Raw genomic sequence first — 18080 nt, 5'->3', positions numbered from 1 at the left:
CCTCTTGACAGGCCAGTGGTACTTAGCTATCGTTTTAAGCAAAGAGACCACCGGATCCAAGAAACATGAGCCCGTTTTCGCACATCTTGCACGAGCTACGTCTTCGGCATCAAATTCGCCAGTCTGAGCTTGCCGAGCTGCTGGGATATGAGCAAAGCTATATCTCTGCGCTTGAGATTGGCGCAAAAGGGCCACCAACAGAAGAATTTGTTGAAAGGCTAATAGCCGCGCTTAGCTTGCCACCTAGCGAGCAAACGCACGTACGCGTAGCGGCCACAGCATCCCAACGAAAGCTGGCCCTTCCGCTAGATAGTCCGCAGGACATGTACTGGATGATCCAGGGACTTCGCGAGCAACTAGACACCTTGCATCCTGTCCAAATCAAAATAATCCAAGATGCGCTGAACTTGAAGGGATCACTTGTGGATCGCCAACCCGAACCCCTGCGTCGTATTAAAAGACGCAGGCGAGAGGAGGCCACCATGTAAGAACGGGACAAACCTTTCGGCTTGCCCCGTTGGCCCAGAGCATCGAACGATACCCAAGACGGACATCTTCAGTATCTCCAAAGCCCCTGCCAACGTCAAGCCCCAAAACTAAACACGTCTGCTTCTCGCTGCGCCTATAGATCGCGGTGTGGGTGTTCATACGCCAAAAATCAGACATATCCATACCCTGAATCGGTGCTGGAGGGTGCGCTGCACCTTCGCTCAGCCAGGAGAAACAGTCATGTCCCAACATTTCTGGAGAGGAAGATGGTGCGGTAGCTCACCAGATGGAGAACATCATCAGCGAGCACGGGAAATTTTGCGCCCATCCGGTGGCATCATGCGCGGCAAGTTCCCCAGCAGGAAGAATGGTCGCATGGTCCACCACGAAGGATTGCTCGAACTCGATGCGATCTATTTATTTGAAGCATCACCGTTGATTTCCAAGTATCGCGAACAGCCAAGACTAATTCAGTTCCCCGATGGCGAACGCCTTCGGCGCTACACCCCGGACTTTGAATTGGAACTGAGATCCGGCGAACTCATCACGGTAGAGATCAAACCGAGCCGTAGCCTTGGTAACGAAGACGTCCGGCACAAGCTTAATTGCATTCACGAACACATGCAACGCAATAGCTCTCAATTCGAAGTACTCACGGAAGTGACGATTCGACTAGCTCCGCGACTTGCAAATTTACGCTGGATTTACCATCGCGCTGCGCGAACCCCACCAACCCCTGCTTCCATAGAGCGAGTCGTTGACCGACACCGTGCTGGTTTTCCACTGGCAATCCAGGCCGCCATCAATCTCACGCAAGACACTGGGATCGAACCATTCAGCATGCTGCTTGCTGGCGCCCTTCAATGCTCACTAGATGGGCAAATCAGTTACGACACACAACTCAACATCGCGACGGAGGCCAATCATGAATGGTTTCGGATTTCGGAAAAATACAGTTTTTGACTGGTCGGGATCGGCATTTCGGATCGATCGCATACAGGAAAACGGTGACGTTCTGTTGGTGCGTATCGACGATGGACTGCTTTCGATCCAACACCTTGATCACCTTCTATCTGAGTATCGAGAGGGTCGAATCTCCGCGTCGGCCAACGACAGCGTTAGGACAGTTCCGCATGACGCCAAGATGTTTTCCCGACCGTTGGACGAGCTATCTAGCCAAGTTCAAAGCGAGGTCAGACGCCGGTACCGCTACCTTCAAGCGATCTTCGGTCATGACGACAAGGTGGTCTATACGAGAGAGCTCTTGACCCCACTCATTCACCACGTCGCAGAGGAAATGAACGATCAAAATCCGCCTAGCGCTACGACAATATATCGCTGGAACCGCCTCCTTCAACAATCCAAGGATTCGCGCGCGCTAATTCCACGATTCGACCGGCGCGGTTCGAAAAATATGAAGCAAAACTCCAGGCTGCTCCAGCTCGCGCAGGACGCTATCGACGAAGCATTCCAAGCATCACCGCATGCGACAGGACAAAGCATCAACACAAGGCTGGCAGCGAAGGTCAACTCAGAAAATCATTTCCTTCCAAAGGCTGAGCAACTCAAACTCCCTTGCCTGCGAACCATCTACCGGATGTTGGGCCGGGTAGAGGCCTATGACCAAGCAGTACTAAAGGATGGAAAGGCACTCGCCGAGAAGAAATTCTTGCTCGCGAAGTTTTCTACAGAAACCACACAAATCCTGGAACGCGTTGAGATTGACCACACGCCTCTCGATCTCTTCCTCATAGATGAAAAAAGTTTGCTCCCACTTGGTCGACCGACGCTCACCGTGGCGATCGACCATTTCAGCAGAATGCCCATCGGGTACCACCTGAGTTTCGGGAATCCGTCGGTTGCTGCGGTCATGGGTGCACTACGCCACTCGATACTTCCAAAACTTCTAGCGTCTGGGCCGTTGCCTAATCTAAAGATCGAACACGCATGGCCCTGTCACGGCGTCCCAAAGGTGATCGTGGTCGACAACGGACTGGAGTTCTACTCGGGAGATCTAGACAGCGTTGCGTTAGATCTCGGTTTGGCAATTCAATTTTGTCCCAAGCATCAGCCACGCTTCAAAGGAACTGTGGAGCGGTACTTAAAAACGATCAACTATTTTTTCGCACATCAGCTCCCAGGCACAAGCCTGGCACGGTGGCATTTACGCGGCGACTATGATCCAACCAAGCACGCGGTTCTTACCCTTGCAGAATTTAATCAAATCTTCGAGAAATGGATCTTGGACGACTATGCGCAAGTGGTGCATCGCGGCATGCATGAAACGCCTTGGGCACGGTGGCATGCCAGCCTCAAACATCGAGTGCTTGAGCTACCTTCCAGCGTCAACGTCCTGGAGGAACGAATCGGCCACATAAAGGAGCGGTCACTGCGCCGCGACGGCATTACGCTGTTCGGTAATCGATATAACGGCGATGCTCTCGCCTCGATCCTTAATTCTCACGGTGCCGGAATCAAAGTGCGCGTCATGTATAACAACGAGGACCTCAGTAGTATTCGGGTGTGGGGACCAGACAGCGAACAGCCCTTGCGAGTCCTCGCGCTAAATCAGGAATATACAAAGGGCCTGACTAGCCTGCAAAACGAGTTGATGCGCGCAGTCATACACGAAAAGGGAGCCAGCCAAACTGATCCGGTGGCACTCCAACAAGCCAGACAGGACATTATCGAAACTGTGGAGTCGCTTATGAACAGTCGGAAGCAAAAGGACCGGAGAAAGGCCGCGACCATTCTCGGCATGAGCAGTAGCAAGCCCCAAGAATCACTCACTGGTGGGCTCGCTCAATCACCTTCCAATGATGAGCATGGCGTTAGTAACACAAAGCCAAAGACGCGTTCTAAGCCGGATACGGGGTCGGCGGACACAGACATTCCGCCGATCAAGTACAACTTCTTTCAACCGATCCAAGATACTGGCTGTGGGAGCAATCAATGACGCTGCCCTTCTACGATGCAGTTAAGCAATTGCAAGACGCTTACTTAATGTTTCCAGCCTTTCAGAAGGCTTTCGATCAGGTTGAGGCGAATCTGAAGCTATATCGAGCTACCGGCATTGCACAAAGCCTCCTTGTTCTGGGCGAGAGCGGCACTGGTAAATCTAGTCTATCAAGGCTATTCACTGAGCGCTACCCAATGAAAACGCTTCCTGAGCGAGATGTCATTCCGGTACTGTTCGTCAGTATTCCGCCGGCAGCGACCATTGCTGGCACAGTGGAAGCCGTCTTGGCCAAACTCGGTGATCCAGATCCAGAGCGAGGAACCGTCTCAGTCAAGACCGCCCGTGCCGTGAAGATCGCACGCGGCTGTAGCGTCGAGATGATGCTATTTGATGAAGCCCAGCACATTCAGGATCGCGGCCGGGCACATTCCCAATACTTCGTCGGCGACTGGCTGAAATCCTTCATGGATGCACTCGGACTTCCCGTTACACTGCTTGGCCTCCCTCGAATGCAATCTCTACTGCAAGTCAACGAGCAATTGCGCCGTCGATTTGCACATCGCCTTTCTTTATCAGTACAACCAGCTGGGATTGATTCGAATGAAGACAACAGCCTAGAGCTTTTCGCATCATTGGCAAATGCACTACCATTGCCGCTCGATCCAAGACCATACGGGTGGCGCGAGCTCGGCTTGAGATTGCAATTTGCGACCGATGGACGTATTGCGTATGTTAAACAGCTCCTCGTAAGTGCATATGAACATGCCGTTAATCAAGGGAACACATCTATTACGCCGGATACGCTCGGTTCGGCATTTACAGCTTCGATATGGCCGTCCGGTATTGGGCAACTCAATCCTTTTCACTCGGAATTCATTTTTCGACCGCTTGATCGCCTGGCCGAGCCTTTCCAGATGGGAGAAATGGGCTCTGGAGCGTCGCAACGGAGGCTGAGATGAGGCCACTTCCATTGCGCCCTTTACCCGTTCCAACAGAACCCTTAACAGACTATATAGAGAGATTGGCCATTGCCAACGGTTACCATCGCCGCGAACTCTGGAGCGTCCTGGACAGAGGTGAACAATCTCACAACCGACTTCTAGAAGAAGCCTTAGGTGGCTTGGCACTTCCACGCTTTTCTGGGCCCGCAGACCCTCGAATCGAAATCCCGGTGGAGCTCTTCGGACTCAAACCAGAAGATTTCACTCACGTGCATAGACGCTGGTGCCCATTCTGCATCAATGAGGCCGCATGGTTTAGACCCTTTTGGCGCTTGAAGGTGGCAACCAATTGCAATATACATAGCGTTCAACTTCTGCAATTCTGTCCCAGATGTCGCGCCTATCAAAAACCTCAGGCAATATTGAATGGGAAATGCGAATGTGGCGCCAGCTTTACACATGAAATGCCAACGGCAACACGTCACGGGGTACTGATCAATCGTGCATTGGAAGAGTCTTTATCGGGGACAACCGTATTAGATCTAGGCGAATCGGCTGCCCAGCTAACCACATCTCAGTTGGTACGTTTGATTTGCTACGTAGGGCGATTCATTGAAGGGCCAACACTCCGCCACCCAGGACAGATCCGTGAACTTGAAGACATCAAAGTCGCATCCAGCCTTGTAGGTGGAACGTCTGCACTCTTATCGAATTGGCCTGCAACCTTTTGGCACTGCCTTGAGCGATTTGTCGAAGCAGCACCGCTGGATGCAAGTGTTCGTCGGGTTTTCGGTTCCTTATATCATGTCCTTTATCAAGACCTTAAGGACCAAGCATTTCAATTCATGCGGGACGCGTTCGAGCTCTTCCTACTTGAACACTGGCGTGGCGAACTTTGTGGGCGGCACCGCCTTTTCAGCGAAAGAACGATCAAGAATCATCGTCATCAAGGTCTTGCGCGAGTTGCACGGGCAGCGGGCATGAGTAGCAAGCGCCTCAGAAAAATGATTCATCTGGATCGGTTTCCAGCGAATCAATTTAATCCAGATTCCGCCAGGAATATCATCACGGTCGACAAAGATCTGCTTACCCGCCTAATCCCTGCTCCAGAGGAATATCTGGACCTTCGCACCGTCGCGCGGATACTAGGACTAAAGCGAACTCGCCTGCGACAACTTGTCGCGCACGGCGCTATCCTGGCAGATGCCAAACCTGATTTCAGAATTAGCAATCGCTGGCATTTCCAACGCGCCGATGTCGAAGGCTTCATGAATAAAATCCGACACACAGCCTTGATCACTCAACCAACAGGCGACACGGTCACACTAGCCCATGTCCTTCAATTCTGGCGCGTATCCTCTCTAGAAATTAGCGAATTGATCAAGGCACTAAAGCGTCGAGAAGTCCCGTTTTTCGCACGAGAAAATTGCAGGCTGAGCGACCTAACTTTCAGCGCAACTGCGCTTCGCAATTGGATTACAGAGGTCCGTGCGGCGACAGTCGAATGGATTTCCGTTTCGAAGGCATCGGAACGTCTCGGCTTGAAGGAGCAAGTCGTGTATGAACTTGTTTCTAGAAATTACATCGACGCAGACGTAATTTCAAAAAATGGACACGCAACGCGACGCATTTCGCTAGCAAGTCTGCTCAGGTTTAGGCTGACATACATTTCCGCCCACGAACTTGCTCAGCTCCAGGGTACGTCAACGACGGCGCTACTTAAATGCACTTCAGTATTGCCGATAACTGGGCCAAAAATCGACGGCGGACGGCAATACTTCTTCAGAAGAGATGACTTTGATGCCGCTACTCCGCTGTCGACTGACTTAGGCACGTGATTTCACACATGCTGATGTCAATCATAGAGCGTTCCTTTGAGCATACCAACCAATGAGATTGCCTTGACTTCTCGAAAATCACTTAAGCAACTGAAGAAGCTCGCCTCTGAACTTTCAACAGCGATAGCAAACGCCCATGATATCTATCAAACATTAGAAACCACGTTGGCCGAATTGGAGCGTCAAGGACTAATTCATGGAAAGGGATACTGGCGGGAACGTAAATATTTCTACGTATATTCCCCCGCGCAACAAGGCAAGCGACGAGTGTTTCGGTATGTCGGCTGCGATCCAGAAAAAATCAGAACAATTCAGGCCGCCATGCACAGAGCAATTGAATATGACGAACTCATTGGTCAGATAGCTCGTATGGAAATATTCGCCGAGCAATGCAGCCGCAATTTGACCGACGTGTTGCGTACGTTACGCGATTTTGGAGCTACCAATTCGTCAAATGCGCTCTTACGACATATCGACACTCAGCCTGTCGCTGAGCTACGCATCGATATCCACAATCGTCCGACATGACCTTTCGAAGGGTGACAGTATCGTATTCACGCACGCGCTGATCGCAATCACGAAGTATGTGTTGATAATCGAAGCATAGGACGCTAACGAGAAAAGAGAAGCTGATGACCACAATTAAAGAAGAACGTACCCTGCGTGTCGCTCAAATGCGCGCACACCTTGCCCAGGAAGGCGGTGTTCCGAACCCTGAAAAAGAAGCGTTATTGGACCGCTTCATTGAAGGCACTGCCACATTGGCAGACGTCTTCGACCATGCTCATGAGTATGTCACTACTGCCAAAGAGCGCGAGGACCTACGGCTCGCCATAGAAAAAAATTCTTCCATATTCCAGCATCGGCTTGAGCAATACGAAGCCGGCATCCAGGCCTACGAGGAAGAGAAAAAACAGAAAAACATCCAACGGAGAGGAATGAGTGCAAAAGAACGCGAGCGCCATGAAGCGCTCGACTTTGCGCGAGCAAATGTAGAGCTTTCAGGAGGTAAGATCAGCGAAGAACATTGGCAGCAAGCTCTCCGTTGGGCAAACGGTGAGATCACAATGGACGAATACCTTGGCACATCGGGACAGCAAGAAGGCAATGATAGATGAGCTGGTTCTTAAACTGTGCCACCGTGCCGGTACTGGCGAAAAGAAAGCCATGCTCACTCGTAAGCTGGTATCAGTCGTGAGACGCTTTATCGATACTTGAAAATACACCAAAGCGTTACCCAGATTACAGTTCAATTGCACTGCTCCCCAACAGCATCTCGGTTGTGTGCCCTAGTCTAGCGCGATCATCGCTGGTCAATCTACCCCAACGCTTTTTGGAGGAGACAGCTGATTTATTCGTTCGATAAGAAGCATCACGAGTTCGTCTGCTCGATCATTATCGACGTTGTGTTGTCGATGTGGATGCGACAGTACCACCATTGCCAACTCCTCCGGCTTTAGGAATTTTGCGTAAGCGCTTTCATTCGTGATTCCTAGTGCCAAGCATGCTTCCCGACCAATCGCTGTAGCCAAGGATGAGCAGTCTTGGCAGACAACAACATTCTTGGTGCCGTAGCGTTCTGTAGGCCCATAAAACGACGGCGTGAAGATATTGAATACCCACTTGTTCTTGTTGGACAAGCGTACCGAGTGGAACTTCGTACGCCGGCAGCACGGACACTGCCACGTCTGTTCCACTTTGCTCCATGACGTTGCAGACGAAACCTTCGCGATGTAGTCGAGGTCTTCCGATTGTGGCGCCCTGCGTGGCGGCTGATGTATGGTCTTGCGCCAGGCGCTCGCATCCACCGGTGGGCGTCGTTTGTCCCCGGCCAATTCGTAGAGAGAAGCGAGTGACCCATAGTGTCTGGCAAGATTCTCAGCATTTGCATAGATCTGCTCTGCACGTTGGAACCTTGGAACCTCCTGATACCAGTGGTTATTCGTAGCTGCGATAGAAGCGATTCGTGCAACGATCACGAGCCTGAGTTTGAACGTTTCGGCCTGTTCCAACCAGATTCGTTTTGCTTGTTCACGATCGATCTCGTGCGGAACGTTCGGCCTGGCTTTGACAAACTGACTGATTTCCTGTGGCGAGTACGAGAAATCCATATGCGTGCCAACGTCCCGTTTTGCCTTAGGATCAGCAGTGTTGCAGTCATCGCAAATAATAGTGTTGTCATAGGCGGCCACCATTTGCGAGGCCCGTTTGGCAAATCTCTTGCCAAATTCATCCGCGACGATCTTGCTGTGCGCTTTGCATTGACGTTCGAACTCGGCCTCCACCAGATCAGCCATATGATCATGATGCTCCACGAGTCGACACATTAGCTTGCCTTTTTCAGTTAACCGGGCAATATCGCGTTTTCCCCTAAGGCAGGCCGGACAAATCCAATCCATTGAAGTGCAAGCCCAGGCAAAAGTCATGTCAATGTCCGTGGTGAGCACGTTGAATCGCTCCGCCAATTCACGCGACAATGGTGACATGATTCCATCTAGAAAAGCCCCGCGTGTCACGCACTCAAACAATTTCTGCGATTCGGCACTTTTTTCGTCATCACCAGATTGTGTACTGATCATTTGGCAATCTTTCCTCTAAGAAAAATACATTCTTGACGAAGGTGACGCCTTTAGCAATAACAATTGCTACGAATTTACCCCAGTTTTCATATGTCAGGATTCGTTTCCTGTCACATTCGTCGCCTGTGAGAGTTGTTCATCCCAGAGAACGGTCAATCGGATTTTTTCAGTTTTGATGTCACATATGACGGATTTTTTCACGTTCTGTGTCAAATTCCGAACCCGGTCGTGACGAAGAACTTGAAAAATGCGTTTGAAATCAAGGGCTGATTTTTCAGGATTGGTGTCACCCGACATAAGCCAGCTTCCCTGGTTTGCGTGACTGCCAAGGCGGCCCTCTTCAGGGCCGCTTTTTTTATGCCTGTCAGAATCTTGCCGCCCTATTGACATACTTGCTTTAAGCAAGCAATAATCTGCCATAAGCAAGTAAATGGAGGTGTCACATGCAGGCGGATCAACTCGGCGAACGCACGGAGATCGTGCGTCGTTTCAACCGTTTCTATACGCGCCAGATTGGCGTGCTGCATGAGCACTTGCTGGATAGCGCATTTTCTCTGACGGAAGTGCGCATCCTGTATGAATTGGCGCACCGGGAGCAGCTGACCAGCGCGGACCTGTGCCGCGAGCTGGGCTTGAACGCGGGCTATCTGAGCCGGGTCATTGCCGGGTTCGAAAAGCAGGGGCTGATCGCCAAGACGCGCTCGCCCACGGATGCGCGCGCGGCCCGATTGCAGCTGACCGGGCAGGGACAGCGCACCCTCGCGCCCCTGGTCGACGCCTCGCGGCGCGAAGTGGCCGCCATGCTGGAACGTTTGCCGCCGACGGCACAGCAGGAGCTGGTCGCTGCCATGGAGCAAATCCAGGGTTTGCTGGGGGAACCATCGCCCAGCTATCTCCTGCGCAATCCGCAGCCGGGCGACATGGGCTGGATCATCCACCGGCAAGCCGTGCTGTATGCGCAGGAAAATGGCTGGAACAATGAATACGAGGCGCTCGTTGCCGACATCCTCGCCAAGTTCGTGCGGGAATTCGACCCGGCCCGCGAACGCTGCTGGATCGCCGAGAAGGACGGCAAGGTGATCGGTTCGGTCTTCATCGTGCGCCAGGACGACACGACGGCCAAGCTGCGCCTGCTGTATGTCGATCCCTGCGCGCGCGGCCTGGGCATCGGCAGCCGCCTGGTCGACGAGTGCCTGCGCTTCAGCCGCCAGGTCGGCTATACGAAAATGGTGTTGTGGACCAACAGCATCCTCACCGATGCGCGCCGCATCTACGACAAGGCCGGCTTCCAGCTGGTCGAGGAAGAGGCGCATCACAGCTTTGGCAAGGACTTGATCGGCCAAGTGCTGGCGCGCGACCTGTGACGACCCACACTGCCGCCGCCATATGCCACTGTGGCGGCGGCAGGACAGTGTCAGCCGTTTTCCTCGCCACTCTCCCCACGGCCCCCAAGAAACCAGTACACTAGTTCCTGAGCGCAACTAATTTTGTGCGCGCGCCATGCCGCCTGCCGTTGCCGGGAGGCGTCCCTGCCGCAAGGCGTGTTGTCTGCCTGGACAAATGCAATGTTCACTTCGCGCAGCCTGTCTCCTGCCTTCTATTACCTGTTCTTTTCAGGAGAACGGGAGCAGCAGCAGCGCTTTTTCAAGGAACTGCATTTCATTTCGATAGCCATCCTGACGTTTGGCCTGGCTTGCTGGCTGGTCACGTTCAGCCTGACCTTGCCGCGCGCTTCGCTCGATCATGCGCAGGCGGCGCTGGGCTTGACGGGCATGCTGGTCGGGCTGCTGCTGACCGTGTATGCGAAGTCCTTGCAAGCCATCATCGCCAGCGGCACCATCAGCGTGCTGTTCATCGCTTTCAGCTTTCGCGTGCTGATGCTGGGCACGGAAGATCCCGCTTTCTGGGTCTTGCCGCTGGGCGTGATGATCACCCTGACGACGGCGCCCATCTTCAGCGGCATCGCGTATTACCTGGGCGTATCGCTGTGCGTGTGGGCCATCCTGGGACTGGGGCAATTTCCCGTGCATGCGGGCCAGGCCGACCAGCATTGGCCCGTACTGGCCGTCACCATCAGCGTGATCATCGGCCTGGCGCTGAATATCTATTTTCTCGTCTTGCGCATCAACAACTACCGCGCCCAGCGCGAGCTGGCGACCATGGCCTACAAGGATGGCTTGACGGGGCTCAACAACCGGCGCATGTTCACGCAAAGCGCCCGTACCTTGCAGCGCACGGCGCATACGCCCGCGTATTTCCTGATGATCGACATCGACGACTTCAAGCAGATCAACGACGTGTACGGCCATGACGTGGGCGACGAGGTGCTGAAAAAGATCGCCGAGGTGATCGGTGAACTGTCGGGCGAGCACCTGTGCGGCCGCCTGGGCGGCGAGGAGTTTGCCGTCATTTACCTAGGTGAAAAGAACGCCGCCTGCGCCTTTGCCGCGCAGCTGGTCGACAGCGTCGAGGCGGCTTTCGTGCCGGAACGCAAGGTATCCGTCAGCATCGGCATGGCGGAACTGATCAAGGAAGCCGACTTGTCGCACAGCTACCGGCGCGCCGATGAATCCTTATACCAGGCCAAGAAAAGCGGCAAGAACCGCTACGTGCTCAACGCCGCCTGAGCGCCACCGTCCGGCACCGCATCGAGCAGCGCCAGCAAGGCTTGCGGCGCAATCTTCCAGGGATCGCGCCGCTCGGGGTCCACTGCATACCAGCTGTCCTGGGGGCCGATCTTGAGGATGGTCAAGGGGATATCCTTGCTCTCGAAGAAGGCCAGCATGCGGCGGATCAAACGGCTCACCTTGGCGTGCTCGTCCGTATACAAGGAGCCCGTATAGAAACAGCCCTTCTCGCCCATGCGCAACAGTTTGGCCGTGCCGATGCGCGAGCGGCCCAGATATTTGTGCAGGAACTCGGTCACTGCCTCATCGTCGACGGGAATACTGCAGGAAATAGTGATTTGGGCCATGACAACGGGGGACAGTGATTCAATAGCCAAGCTTAGCAGAAAGAGATTCATTCCTGAAATGCTAAGATCGCGGCCCGCGCATGCCGGCAAGCCCTCCGGCATGGCGTCTCGACAAGGATAGCCATTGAATACCCCAGGAAACACCATTTTCTGCATGCTGTCGCTGTGCGCCGCCCTGTGCCTGCCGCTTGCCAGCATGGCGCAAGCCATTCCTGCCGAGGATGCCGCCTTCGTGGCCGCCACCGTGCCCGTGCCGTCGCCGCCGCTGCGCCTGAGCGCGCATCCCGAAATCCGCGCCGACGTCTTGAAACTGCTCGGCTACGCGCGCGGCAGCTATACGCAGGGCAACACCCTGATCGCGCGCCAGGTGCTCGACAGCATGCAGTCGCTCGACGACATCACGCGCACCATGCTGCCCGACGGACGCTCCGTGCTGGCCTCCATCGATGCCAGCACGCGCGGTGCATGGCGCGCCGCCATGCTGTTCGATCCGCAACGCAAGCTGCTGGCCCTGGGCCTCGTCAACGGCCATTGCCGGGCCGCCATCGGCGACGCCGCTCCAGCCTGCCTGCCGTCCACGCACGCCGTGCTGACGGTGTTCCTGCCGCCGGGCGCAGAGGACGAGATGGCCGCGCCGCTGCTCGTGTGGGCGCGGCAACTCCCGGCCATGCTGGCACAGGCCGCGCCGGAACGGCGGCAAAGCATTGCTGCGGTGGAATACATCACGACCCGCCCCGGCCAGCCCGGCTGGGAAGCGCGCGACGTGCCGCCCGGCTTTCCCGCCAGCTTGCTGCACCTGCTGCTGCCGAATGCGGAATTGAGCAGCAGTTCCAGCGCCGGCAAACTCATCGCGCCGGCGGGCCTGGCCGCTTTGCCCATGCGCACACAAACGGAAGCAACCGAGGCGGGCGACGAGCCCCTGCCCGATGCCGACATCACCCTGCGCAGCTATGCCGATTTCCACTGGGTGCTCAACACCTACGCCAAACTGGCCAAGGGTGCGCAAGTAAAAGGCCATGACGACAAGGTCGTGTTCACGGGCAGCGATACGAGCGGCCGCTATACGGTGACCTTGCGCGAGCCCGACAAAGACGACGGCGTCTTCATCACCGTCGCCAGCTGGCGGACCCAATAAGCGGGGGAAGAATGGGAAAAGCATTGCCATTACGCACAAGAGCATGGCATTTTGGCATTTTGCGGTATGATTTCCGGCCGTGCGGCGCGGCCCGATCCCTGCCTTGCCCACCCTGCCCTTCAAGCCAGTCACGCTTGCGTCGCATCCTGCCCTAAGGAATTCATATGTTCGGTTTTAACTTGCGCGTTGCCAAGATGGTGTGGACGGCTTTCCTCATCGCCTTCCTGCTCTTTCTTACCTACAAGGTCTCGTCGACCCTGATCGTCGTGGTCTTTGCCATTTTCTTCAGCTACCTCGTGTATCCGCTGATCGGCCTGCTGGAGCGCCATGGCCCGAAGCGCTTGCCGCGTACGGCTGCCATCGGCATCGTCTTCCTCGTGGTGATCTTGCTGGTGGCAATACTGGGCTCCATCTTCGGCGCCCGCATCGAGGAAGAAGCCAGCAAACTCAGCGCGCAATTGCCGACCCTGCTCAAGGGCAATAATTTTGCCGAGCGGATTCCTTTGCCGGAATTCATGGAACCGTTGCGCGCGCGCCTGCTGTCGTTCATGCAAACGCAGCTGAGCAGCGGTACGGGACAAGCCATGCCGCTGGCGAAGGAACTGGGCTTGACCGTCATGCATGCGGCCAGCAACCTGATCTATCTGGTGCTGGTGCCCGTGCTGAGCTTTTTGCTGATCAAGGAAGGCCCGGACATGCGCGACGGCTTGCTGTCCCTGCTGAACCGTCCCAACAAGAAGTTGTGGGGCGCCATCATCGACGACCTCGACATCTTGCTGTCGCGCTATGTGCGCGCCCTGCTGCTGTTGTCGATCGCCACCTTTGTGTCCTACAGCATCGCCTTTTCCCTGATGGGCGTGCCGTACAGCCTGCTGCTGGCCGGCGCGGCCGCCTTGCTGGAATTCATTCCGTTTGCCGGCCCGCTGGCGGCCGCCGTCATCGCCGTGGTCGTGGCCGGTTTCAGCGGTTTCGAGCACGTGTTCTGGCTGATCGGCTTTATCGCCGCCTACCGCTTGTTCCAGGATTACGTGGTCAACCCATACTTGATGAGCGAAGGCGTGGAAGTGAGCCCGCTGATGGTGATCGTCGGCTTGCTGGCCGGCGACCAGCTGGGGGGCGTGGTGGGCATCTTCCTGTCCGTGCCCGTGATGGCGGCCATCAAGATCGTCTTCGTGCGCGCCCGCGCGGCGCTGCAAGCGCGCCATGATGCACTGGAGAAAGCGGAACAGGCGGCAGAGGAAGCGCGCGCCCAGGCCCTGGCCGAGGCGGCGCGCTTGCAGGAACAGGGCAGCAAGGTGGCCCTGGAGCAACAATAATCTAGAATCAACAACGCCTAAAAACCGTAGCGAGCGGCAGCAAGTTGTGGCTGAGAAGCGCAACTGTGCTAGAGCACAGTGAGCATCGCAAGCCGCAAATTGCGACGCGCAGTAGGTTTTTAGGTGTTGTTAAAACTCTTCCCACTCGCCGCTGTTATCCGCGGCAGGCTTGGCCGGACGTGGTTTGGCGGCAGCGGCCGGTGCGGCAGCGGCACCGGCCGGCGCCAGGCGCAGCGCCGGGCGTTTCAAGGCCGTGCTGGCGGCGGACACGACAGGCTTGCGCAAGGCAGGCTTGGCCGCTGCCGGGCCGCTATGGTTGGCGTCAAGCTTGAAAATGCTGACCATTTCGGCCAGCGCCGCCGCCTGCTCCTGCATCGATTCCGAGGCCGCCGCCGCTTCTTCCACCAGCGCCGCATTCTGTTGCGTCACGGTATCCATTTCCGCCACAGCTTGATTGATCTGGCCAATGCCCAGTTCCTGCTCGCGGCCGGCGGCGCTGATTTCGCCCATGATGTCCGTCACGCGGCGGATGCTGGAGACGATTTCATCCATCGTCGTGCCCGTCTGGCTGACGAGCGCGCTGCCGGCGCCCACGTTCTGCACCGACGCTTCGATGAGCACTTTAATATCCTTGGCGGCGCTGGCCGAGCGGTGCGCCAGGTTGCGCACTTCCGTGGCGACGACGGCAAAGCCACGGCCTTGCTCGCCGGCACGGGCCGCTTCCACGGCCGCGTTCAGGGCCAGGATATTCGTCTGGAAGGCGATGCCATCGATCACGCCGATGATGTCGGCGATCTTTTTCGACGATTCGCTGATGGTGCCCATGGTATCGACCACCTGCGCCACCAGTGCGCCGCCCTTGACGGCCACGTCCGATGCAGAGACGGCCAGCTGGTTCGCCTGGCGCGCATTGTCGGAATTCTGCTTGACGGTCGAAGTCAGCTCTTCCAGCGAGGATGCCGTTTCTTCCAGGCTCGACGCTTGCTGCTCCGTGCGGCTCGACAGATCCAGGTTGCCCGAGGCGATTTCATTGCTGGCCGTGGCGATGGCGCCGCTGCCGTCGCGCACGCCGCGCACGGTGCTCGACAGGCGTTCCTGCATTTTCTGCAAGCCCGTCAGCAAGGCGCCCATCTCGTCGTGGCGCGTGATGACGATGTCGTTGGCCAGGTTACCGTCGGAAATGGCGCCGAAATGGCGCAAGGCCTGGTCCAGCGGGCCAAAGATGGCACGCAGCAGCAGGATGCTGGAAATGATGGTCAGCAAGGCGCCGACGATCATGCCGCCGATGGCCATGGTCACCTGCGTGTGGTAGCTGGACTGGCTTTCCGCATACATCGCGGCGGCCGAAGTGGCTTGGTATTGCGTCAATGTTTCGGCAGCCTGGTCCAGGGTGCGGTACAGCGGCGTCAGCCCCTTCATCATCATGCCGTCCGCTTGCTCGATGTTACCCTCACGCAAAGCCTTGCTCATGGCCAGCACGCCATTGTTCATGTAGTCGCTGCGCTTCTTGTCCATATCGTCGGACAGGCGCTTTTCGTCCGCGCTTTGCGGCAAGCCCAGGTACACCTTCCAGGCCTTGTTGGACGCTTCCAGGAATTGTTCCGCGCGGGCCAGGGTCTCCTTGGCATCCGGCGCATCCGGGTGCACCATCACGCGGTCCATCGTGAAGCGGGCGCGGCCCAGGGCAATTTGCGATTCGCCGATCGCTTGCGTCGATGCCAGCTGATTGCTGTAGACCTCGTTGAGGCTGTTGTTGGCCGATTTCAGGCTGATGATACTCATGATGCCCAGTACGGCGATCAGCAAGCCCAGCACACTCATGGTGGCGATCAGGCGCATTTTTATTGTTATGTTCGACAACATGCAGTTTCCTTGGTAAGGGCGCAACCATGCCTGCGCATGCCGGACGAGATAGCGGCAAACGCCAGATGGGCGGGTCACGTGAATTGTTCAGGACAGGTCGATACGGCGTGTGCGGCAGCAGGGGGGAAGGCGGCCCGCGCATATCGTCAGGAGTGCAATACAGGGCAACGAGGTTGAGGTTTCCCGTACTTTTAATTTCCTGACTGCAAGATACAGGGAAAGATTACCAGTAGCAACATCCAGCATGGATTTTCACGATTTGTAACAAGTGGATGATGTTTTTTGCGCAGAACTGGCATTCCGCTGTCGTGCGCGGTCGCGGCGGAATGCCATTTATGCTAGTCAGCAAGTTAATACATGGTTTCTTCGATCAGCTGGCCATCGTCGCGGAAATACTGGAAGCGGCCCGTTTTCCTGCCCATGTCGTAGGCGCCGATCTGCTTCGGTTTTCCGTTCTGGAAATTCTCGAGGTTGACGCCATGCAACACGCCCTGCTGCCAGTTGCGGTGAAATTGCGGCAATTCGCCATCGGGATAAAACAGGGTTTCCGCGCCATCGCGCTCGCCGTCGACAAACGCCCCCTGGTAGCGCCGCTTGCCATCCGGATAAAAACTCTCCATCGGCCCCTCCAGCTTGCCCAGGCGGTAATGTTCGACCAGTTCCAGCTGGCCATCGGCCCCGTATTGTTCCAGCTTGCCTTCCGGTTTGCCATCGAGCATGGTCAGCACTTGCCAGCCGCCGTCCGGCGTCGCCTTCTTCCACGGCCCCTGCTTGACGTCGTCGACATAACGGCCGCCACCGCCAGGTTCGACCCACTGGCCCTGCTTCTTGCCGTTCACATAGTTGCCCTGCCATTGCACCACACCATCGATGCGGCGCTCGCTGGGGCCGTCCAGGCGATCTTTCACGAAATGGTCGTAACCGGTGAAGCTGTGCATGTCCGCTTCGCGCCATTCGGCCACGCCAGGGCTCACTTCCCAACGGCCCGTGCGCTTGCCCTTGAGCATCTGTCCCGTCGTCGTTTCATCGCCGCTTTCATACGTCCATGGTCCTTCCGCTTTGTCGTCGACAAAGGCGCCAGACGAGCGGATGGTGTTCGGCTCTTCGTAGTGCCATACGCCGGTACGCTTGCCGTGCGCATACTGGCCGCGGGCAAACACGCTGCCCACGCAGCAATTCACGTCATATTCGATAAACAAGCCATCCTGGCTGGCGGCAAAATGCTGCGGCTGCGTTTCCCAGGTGATCCACTTGGCGTGATAACTGGGCGCGCGCCCCCCTTGCCAGCCCTTGCCCAGTAGATAGGTGACCGTGAGGAAATGACCATCCTTCTCCTGGAAAGTCTTTTTATAGGCAAATGCGGGCTTATCGGCCGGCTTGCCGGGCAATAACTCGCCATCGATATTGAAATAGCCGACCAGGGTGCCATGGCCATGCTCGATGGCGTCGAATTCGGCCACGCCCGTGGGCGCGTAATCGATGCTGTAGTCGATCAGCTGCAAACGGCCCAGCGCGGCGCGCACCCGCGCTTCATCCATGACCTTGGCGCCGCGCACGAGGGCGTCCAGGGTGGGCTGCAAGGTCACCACCTTGAACATCTTGCCGCCGCTGGATTCGTAGCGGTAAGCATGCAAACCATACGCCGTGCCACTGCCAGCGCTGCGGCTAAGCACGAACGTCGTTTCGCCTTCGCTGTCGAGGTCGACCTGGAACACGGCCGCGATGCTGGCCTTGCCATACTTGTCCAGGTTCATGCGCTTGTCGCTGATGCCCTTGCACTGGCAATAATAGCCGTTGACTTCACCGTTTTCCCGCAGGAAAGCCAGCACCACGCCGCCATCGCGGCGCTCGACAACCTTGGCGGTGGCCATGGGGACGCCTTCATAGAAACGCGCCGCCTGCGCCGGCGCCGCACTTCCCAGCGCCAGCAGCGCCGCCATCGTGCTCATCCAAAATGTTTGCCGCATGTCAACTCCACTGCCGAAA

General features: G+C 56.3%; 15 protein-coding genes. 11 read left to right on the top strand and 4 right to left on the bottom strand.

Annotation, left to right across the window (positions count from 1 at the left end; all coding sequences use genetic code 11):
• Positions 1–65 precede the first annotated feature (65 nt).
• The 7 genes from CLU94_RS14805 to CLU94_RS14780 all read left to right on the top strand — a co-directional run bounded on the left by CLU94_RS14805 (position 66) and on the right by CLU94_RS14780 (position 7345).
• Complete coding sequence (locus CLU94_RS14805; RefSeq protein ID WP_099666163.1) at positions 66–488, top strand: helix-turn-helix domain-containing protein; 423 nt, start codon at positions 66–68, stop codon at positions 486–488.
• A gap of 241 nt (positions 489–729) precedes the next feature.
• Positions 730–1452, top strand: coding sequence for a TnsA endonuclease N-terminal domain-containing protein (locus tag CLU94_RS14800; RefSeq protein ID WP_099666162.1), 723 nt, complete (start codon positions 730–732; stop codon positions 1450–1452).
• Positions 1415–3445 carry a Mu transposase C-terminal domain-containing protein gene (locus tag CLU94_RS14795; protein WP_180278665.1) on the top strand — a complete coding sequence of 677 codons (2031 nt, stop codon included), beginning with the start codon at positions 1415–1417 and terminating at the stop codon, positions 3443–3445. Before CLU94_RS14800 ends, CLU94_RS14795 begins: the two co-directional genes overlap by 38 nt.
• On the top strand, positions 3442–4407 hold the full coding sequence (locus tag CLU94_RS14790; RefSeq protein ID WP_099666160.1) for a TniB family NTP-binding protein: 966 nt from the start codon (positions 3442–3444) through the stop codon (positions 4405–4407). Before CLU94_RS14795 ends, CLU94_RS14790 begins: the two co-directional genes overlap by 4 nt.
• A gap of 62 nt (positions 4408–4469) precedes the next feature.
• Positions 4470–6227, top strand: a complete 1758-nt coding sequence (locus CLU94_RS14785; protein ID WP_373610054.1) for a helix-turn-helix domain-containing protein — start codon at positions 4470–4472, stop codon at positions 6225–6227.
• A 36-nt stretch (positions 6228–6263) separates the two neighbouring features.
• Positions 6264–6755, top strand: coding sequence for a hypothetical protein (locus CLU94_RS28040; protein WP_143451419.1), 492 nt, complete (start codon positions 6264–6266; stop codon positions 6753–6755).
• Between the two features lie 104 nt (positions 6756–6859).
• A complete protein-coding gene (locus tag CLU94_RS14780; RefSeq protein ID WP_099666158.1) occupies positions 6860–7345 on the top strand; it encodes an antitoxin VbhA family protein in 486 nt (161 codons plus the stop codon).
• Between the two features lie 195 nt (positions 7346–7540).
• Here the strand turns inward: CLU94_RS14780 and CLU94_RS14775 are convergent, their stop codons facing one another.
• Positions 7541–8806, bottom strand: coding sequence for a hypothetical protein (locus tag CLU94_RS14775; protein WP_099666157.1), 1266 nt, complete (start codon positions 8804–8806; stop codon positions 7541–7543).
• Positions 8807–9249: 443 nt separating this feature from the next.
• Between CLU94_RS14775 and CLU94_RS14770 the strand changes: the two genes are divergently transcribed.
• Positions 9250–10170, top strand: coding sequence for a bifunctional helix-turn-helix transcriptional regulator/GNAT family N-acetyltransferase (locus tag CLU94_RS14770; protein WP_099666156.1), 921 nt, complete (start codon positions 9250–9252; stop codon positions 10168–10170).
• 201 nt (positions 10171–10371) lie between these two features.
• The gene (locus CLU94_RS14765; RefSeq protein WP_099666155.1) at positions 10372–11433 is read left to right on the top strand and encodes a GGDEF domain-containing protein; all 1062 of its coding nucleotides are present in this window, start codon (positions 10372–10374) and stop codon (positions 11431–11433) included.
• On the opposite strand, the gene CLU94_RS14760 is transcribed toward CLU94_RS14765, so the two are convergent.
• Entirely contained in the window at positions 11412–11780 is a 369-nt protein-coding gene (locus tag CLU94_RS14760) for a hypothetical protein (protein ID WP_099666154.1), read from the bottom strand. The two genes, CLU94_RS14765 and CLU94_RS14760, sit on opposite strands and share 22 nt — an antisense overlap.
• Positions 11781–11904: 124 nt before the next feature.
• Here CLU94_RS14760 and CLU94_RS14755 point away from each other — a divergent pair, with 124 nt between their 5' ends.
• Together CLU94_RS14755 and CLU94_RS14750 are read left to right on the top strand one after the other, a co-directional pair.
• A complete protein-coding gene (locus tag CLU94_RS14755) occupies positions 11905–12915 on the top strand; it encodes a hypothetical protein (protein WP_143451418.1) in 1011 nt (336 codons plus the stop codon).
• 164 nt (positions 12916–13079) lie between these two features.
• Positions 13080–14231, top strand: coding sequence for an AI-2E family transporter (locus CLU94_RS14750; RefSeq protein WP_099666152.1), 1152 nt, complete (start codon positions 13080–13082; stop codon positions 14229–14231).
• A 129-nt stretch (positions 14232–14360) separates the two neighbouring features.
• Here the strand turns inward: CLU94_RS14750 and CLU94_RS14745 are convergent, their stop codons facing one another.
• Both CLU94_RS14745 and CLU94_RS14740 read right to left on the bottom strand, forming a co-directional pair.
• The gene (locus CLU94_RS14745) at positions 14361–16094 is read right to left on the bottom strand and encodes a methyl-accepting chemotaxis protein (RefSeq protein WP_099666151.1); all 1734 of its coding nucleotides are present in this window, start codon (positions 16092–16094) and stop codon (positions 14361–14363) included.
• A gap of 350 nt (positions 16095–16444) precedes the next feature.
• Positions 16445–18061 carry a toxin-antitoxin system YwqK family antitoxin gene (locus tag CLU94_RS14740; protein WP_143451416.1) on the bottom strand — a complete coding sequence of 539 codons (1617 nt, stop codon included), beginning with the start codon at positions 18059–18061 and terminating at the stop codon, positions 16445–16447.
• Between the last annotated feature and the right edge of the window lie 19 nt (positions 18062–18080).

This window comes from Janthinobacterium sp. 13 (assembly GCF_002749695.1).
In the GTDB taxonomy this organism is placed as follows: domain Bacteria; phylum Pseudomonadota; class Gammaproteobacteria; order Burkholderiales; family Burkholderiaceae_D; genus Janthinobacterium; species Janthinobacterium kumbetense.
Note: the sequence above shows the minus strand (reverse complement) of the source record. Positions and strands in the feature narration are given on the sequence as shown.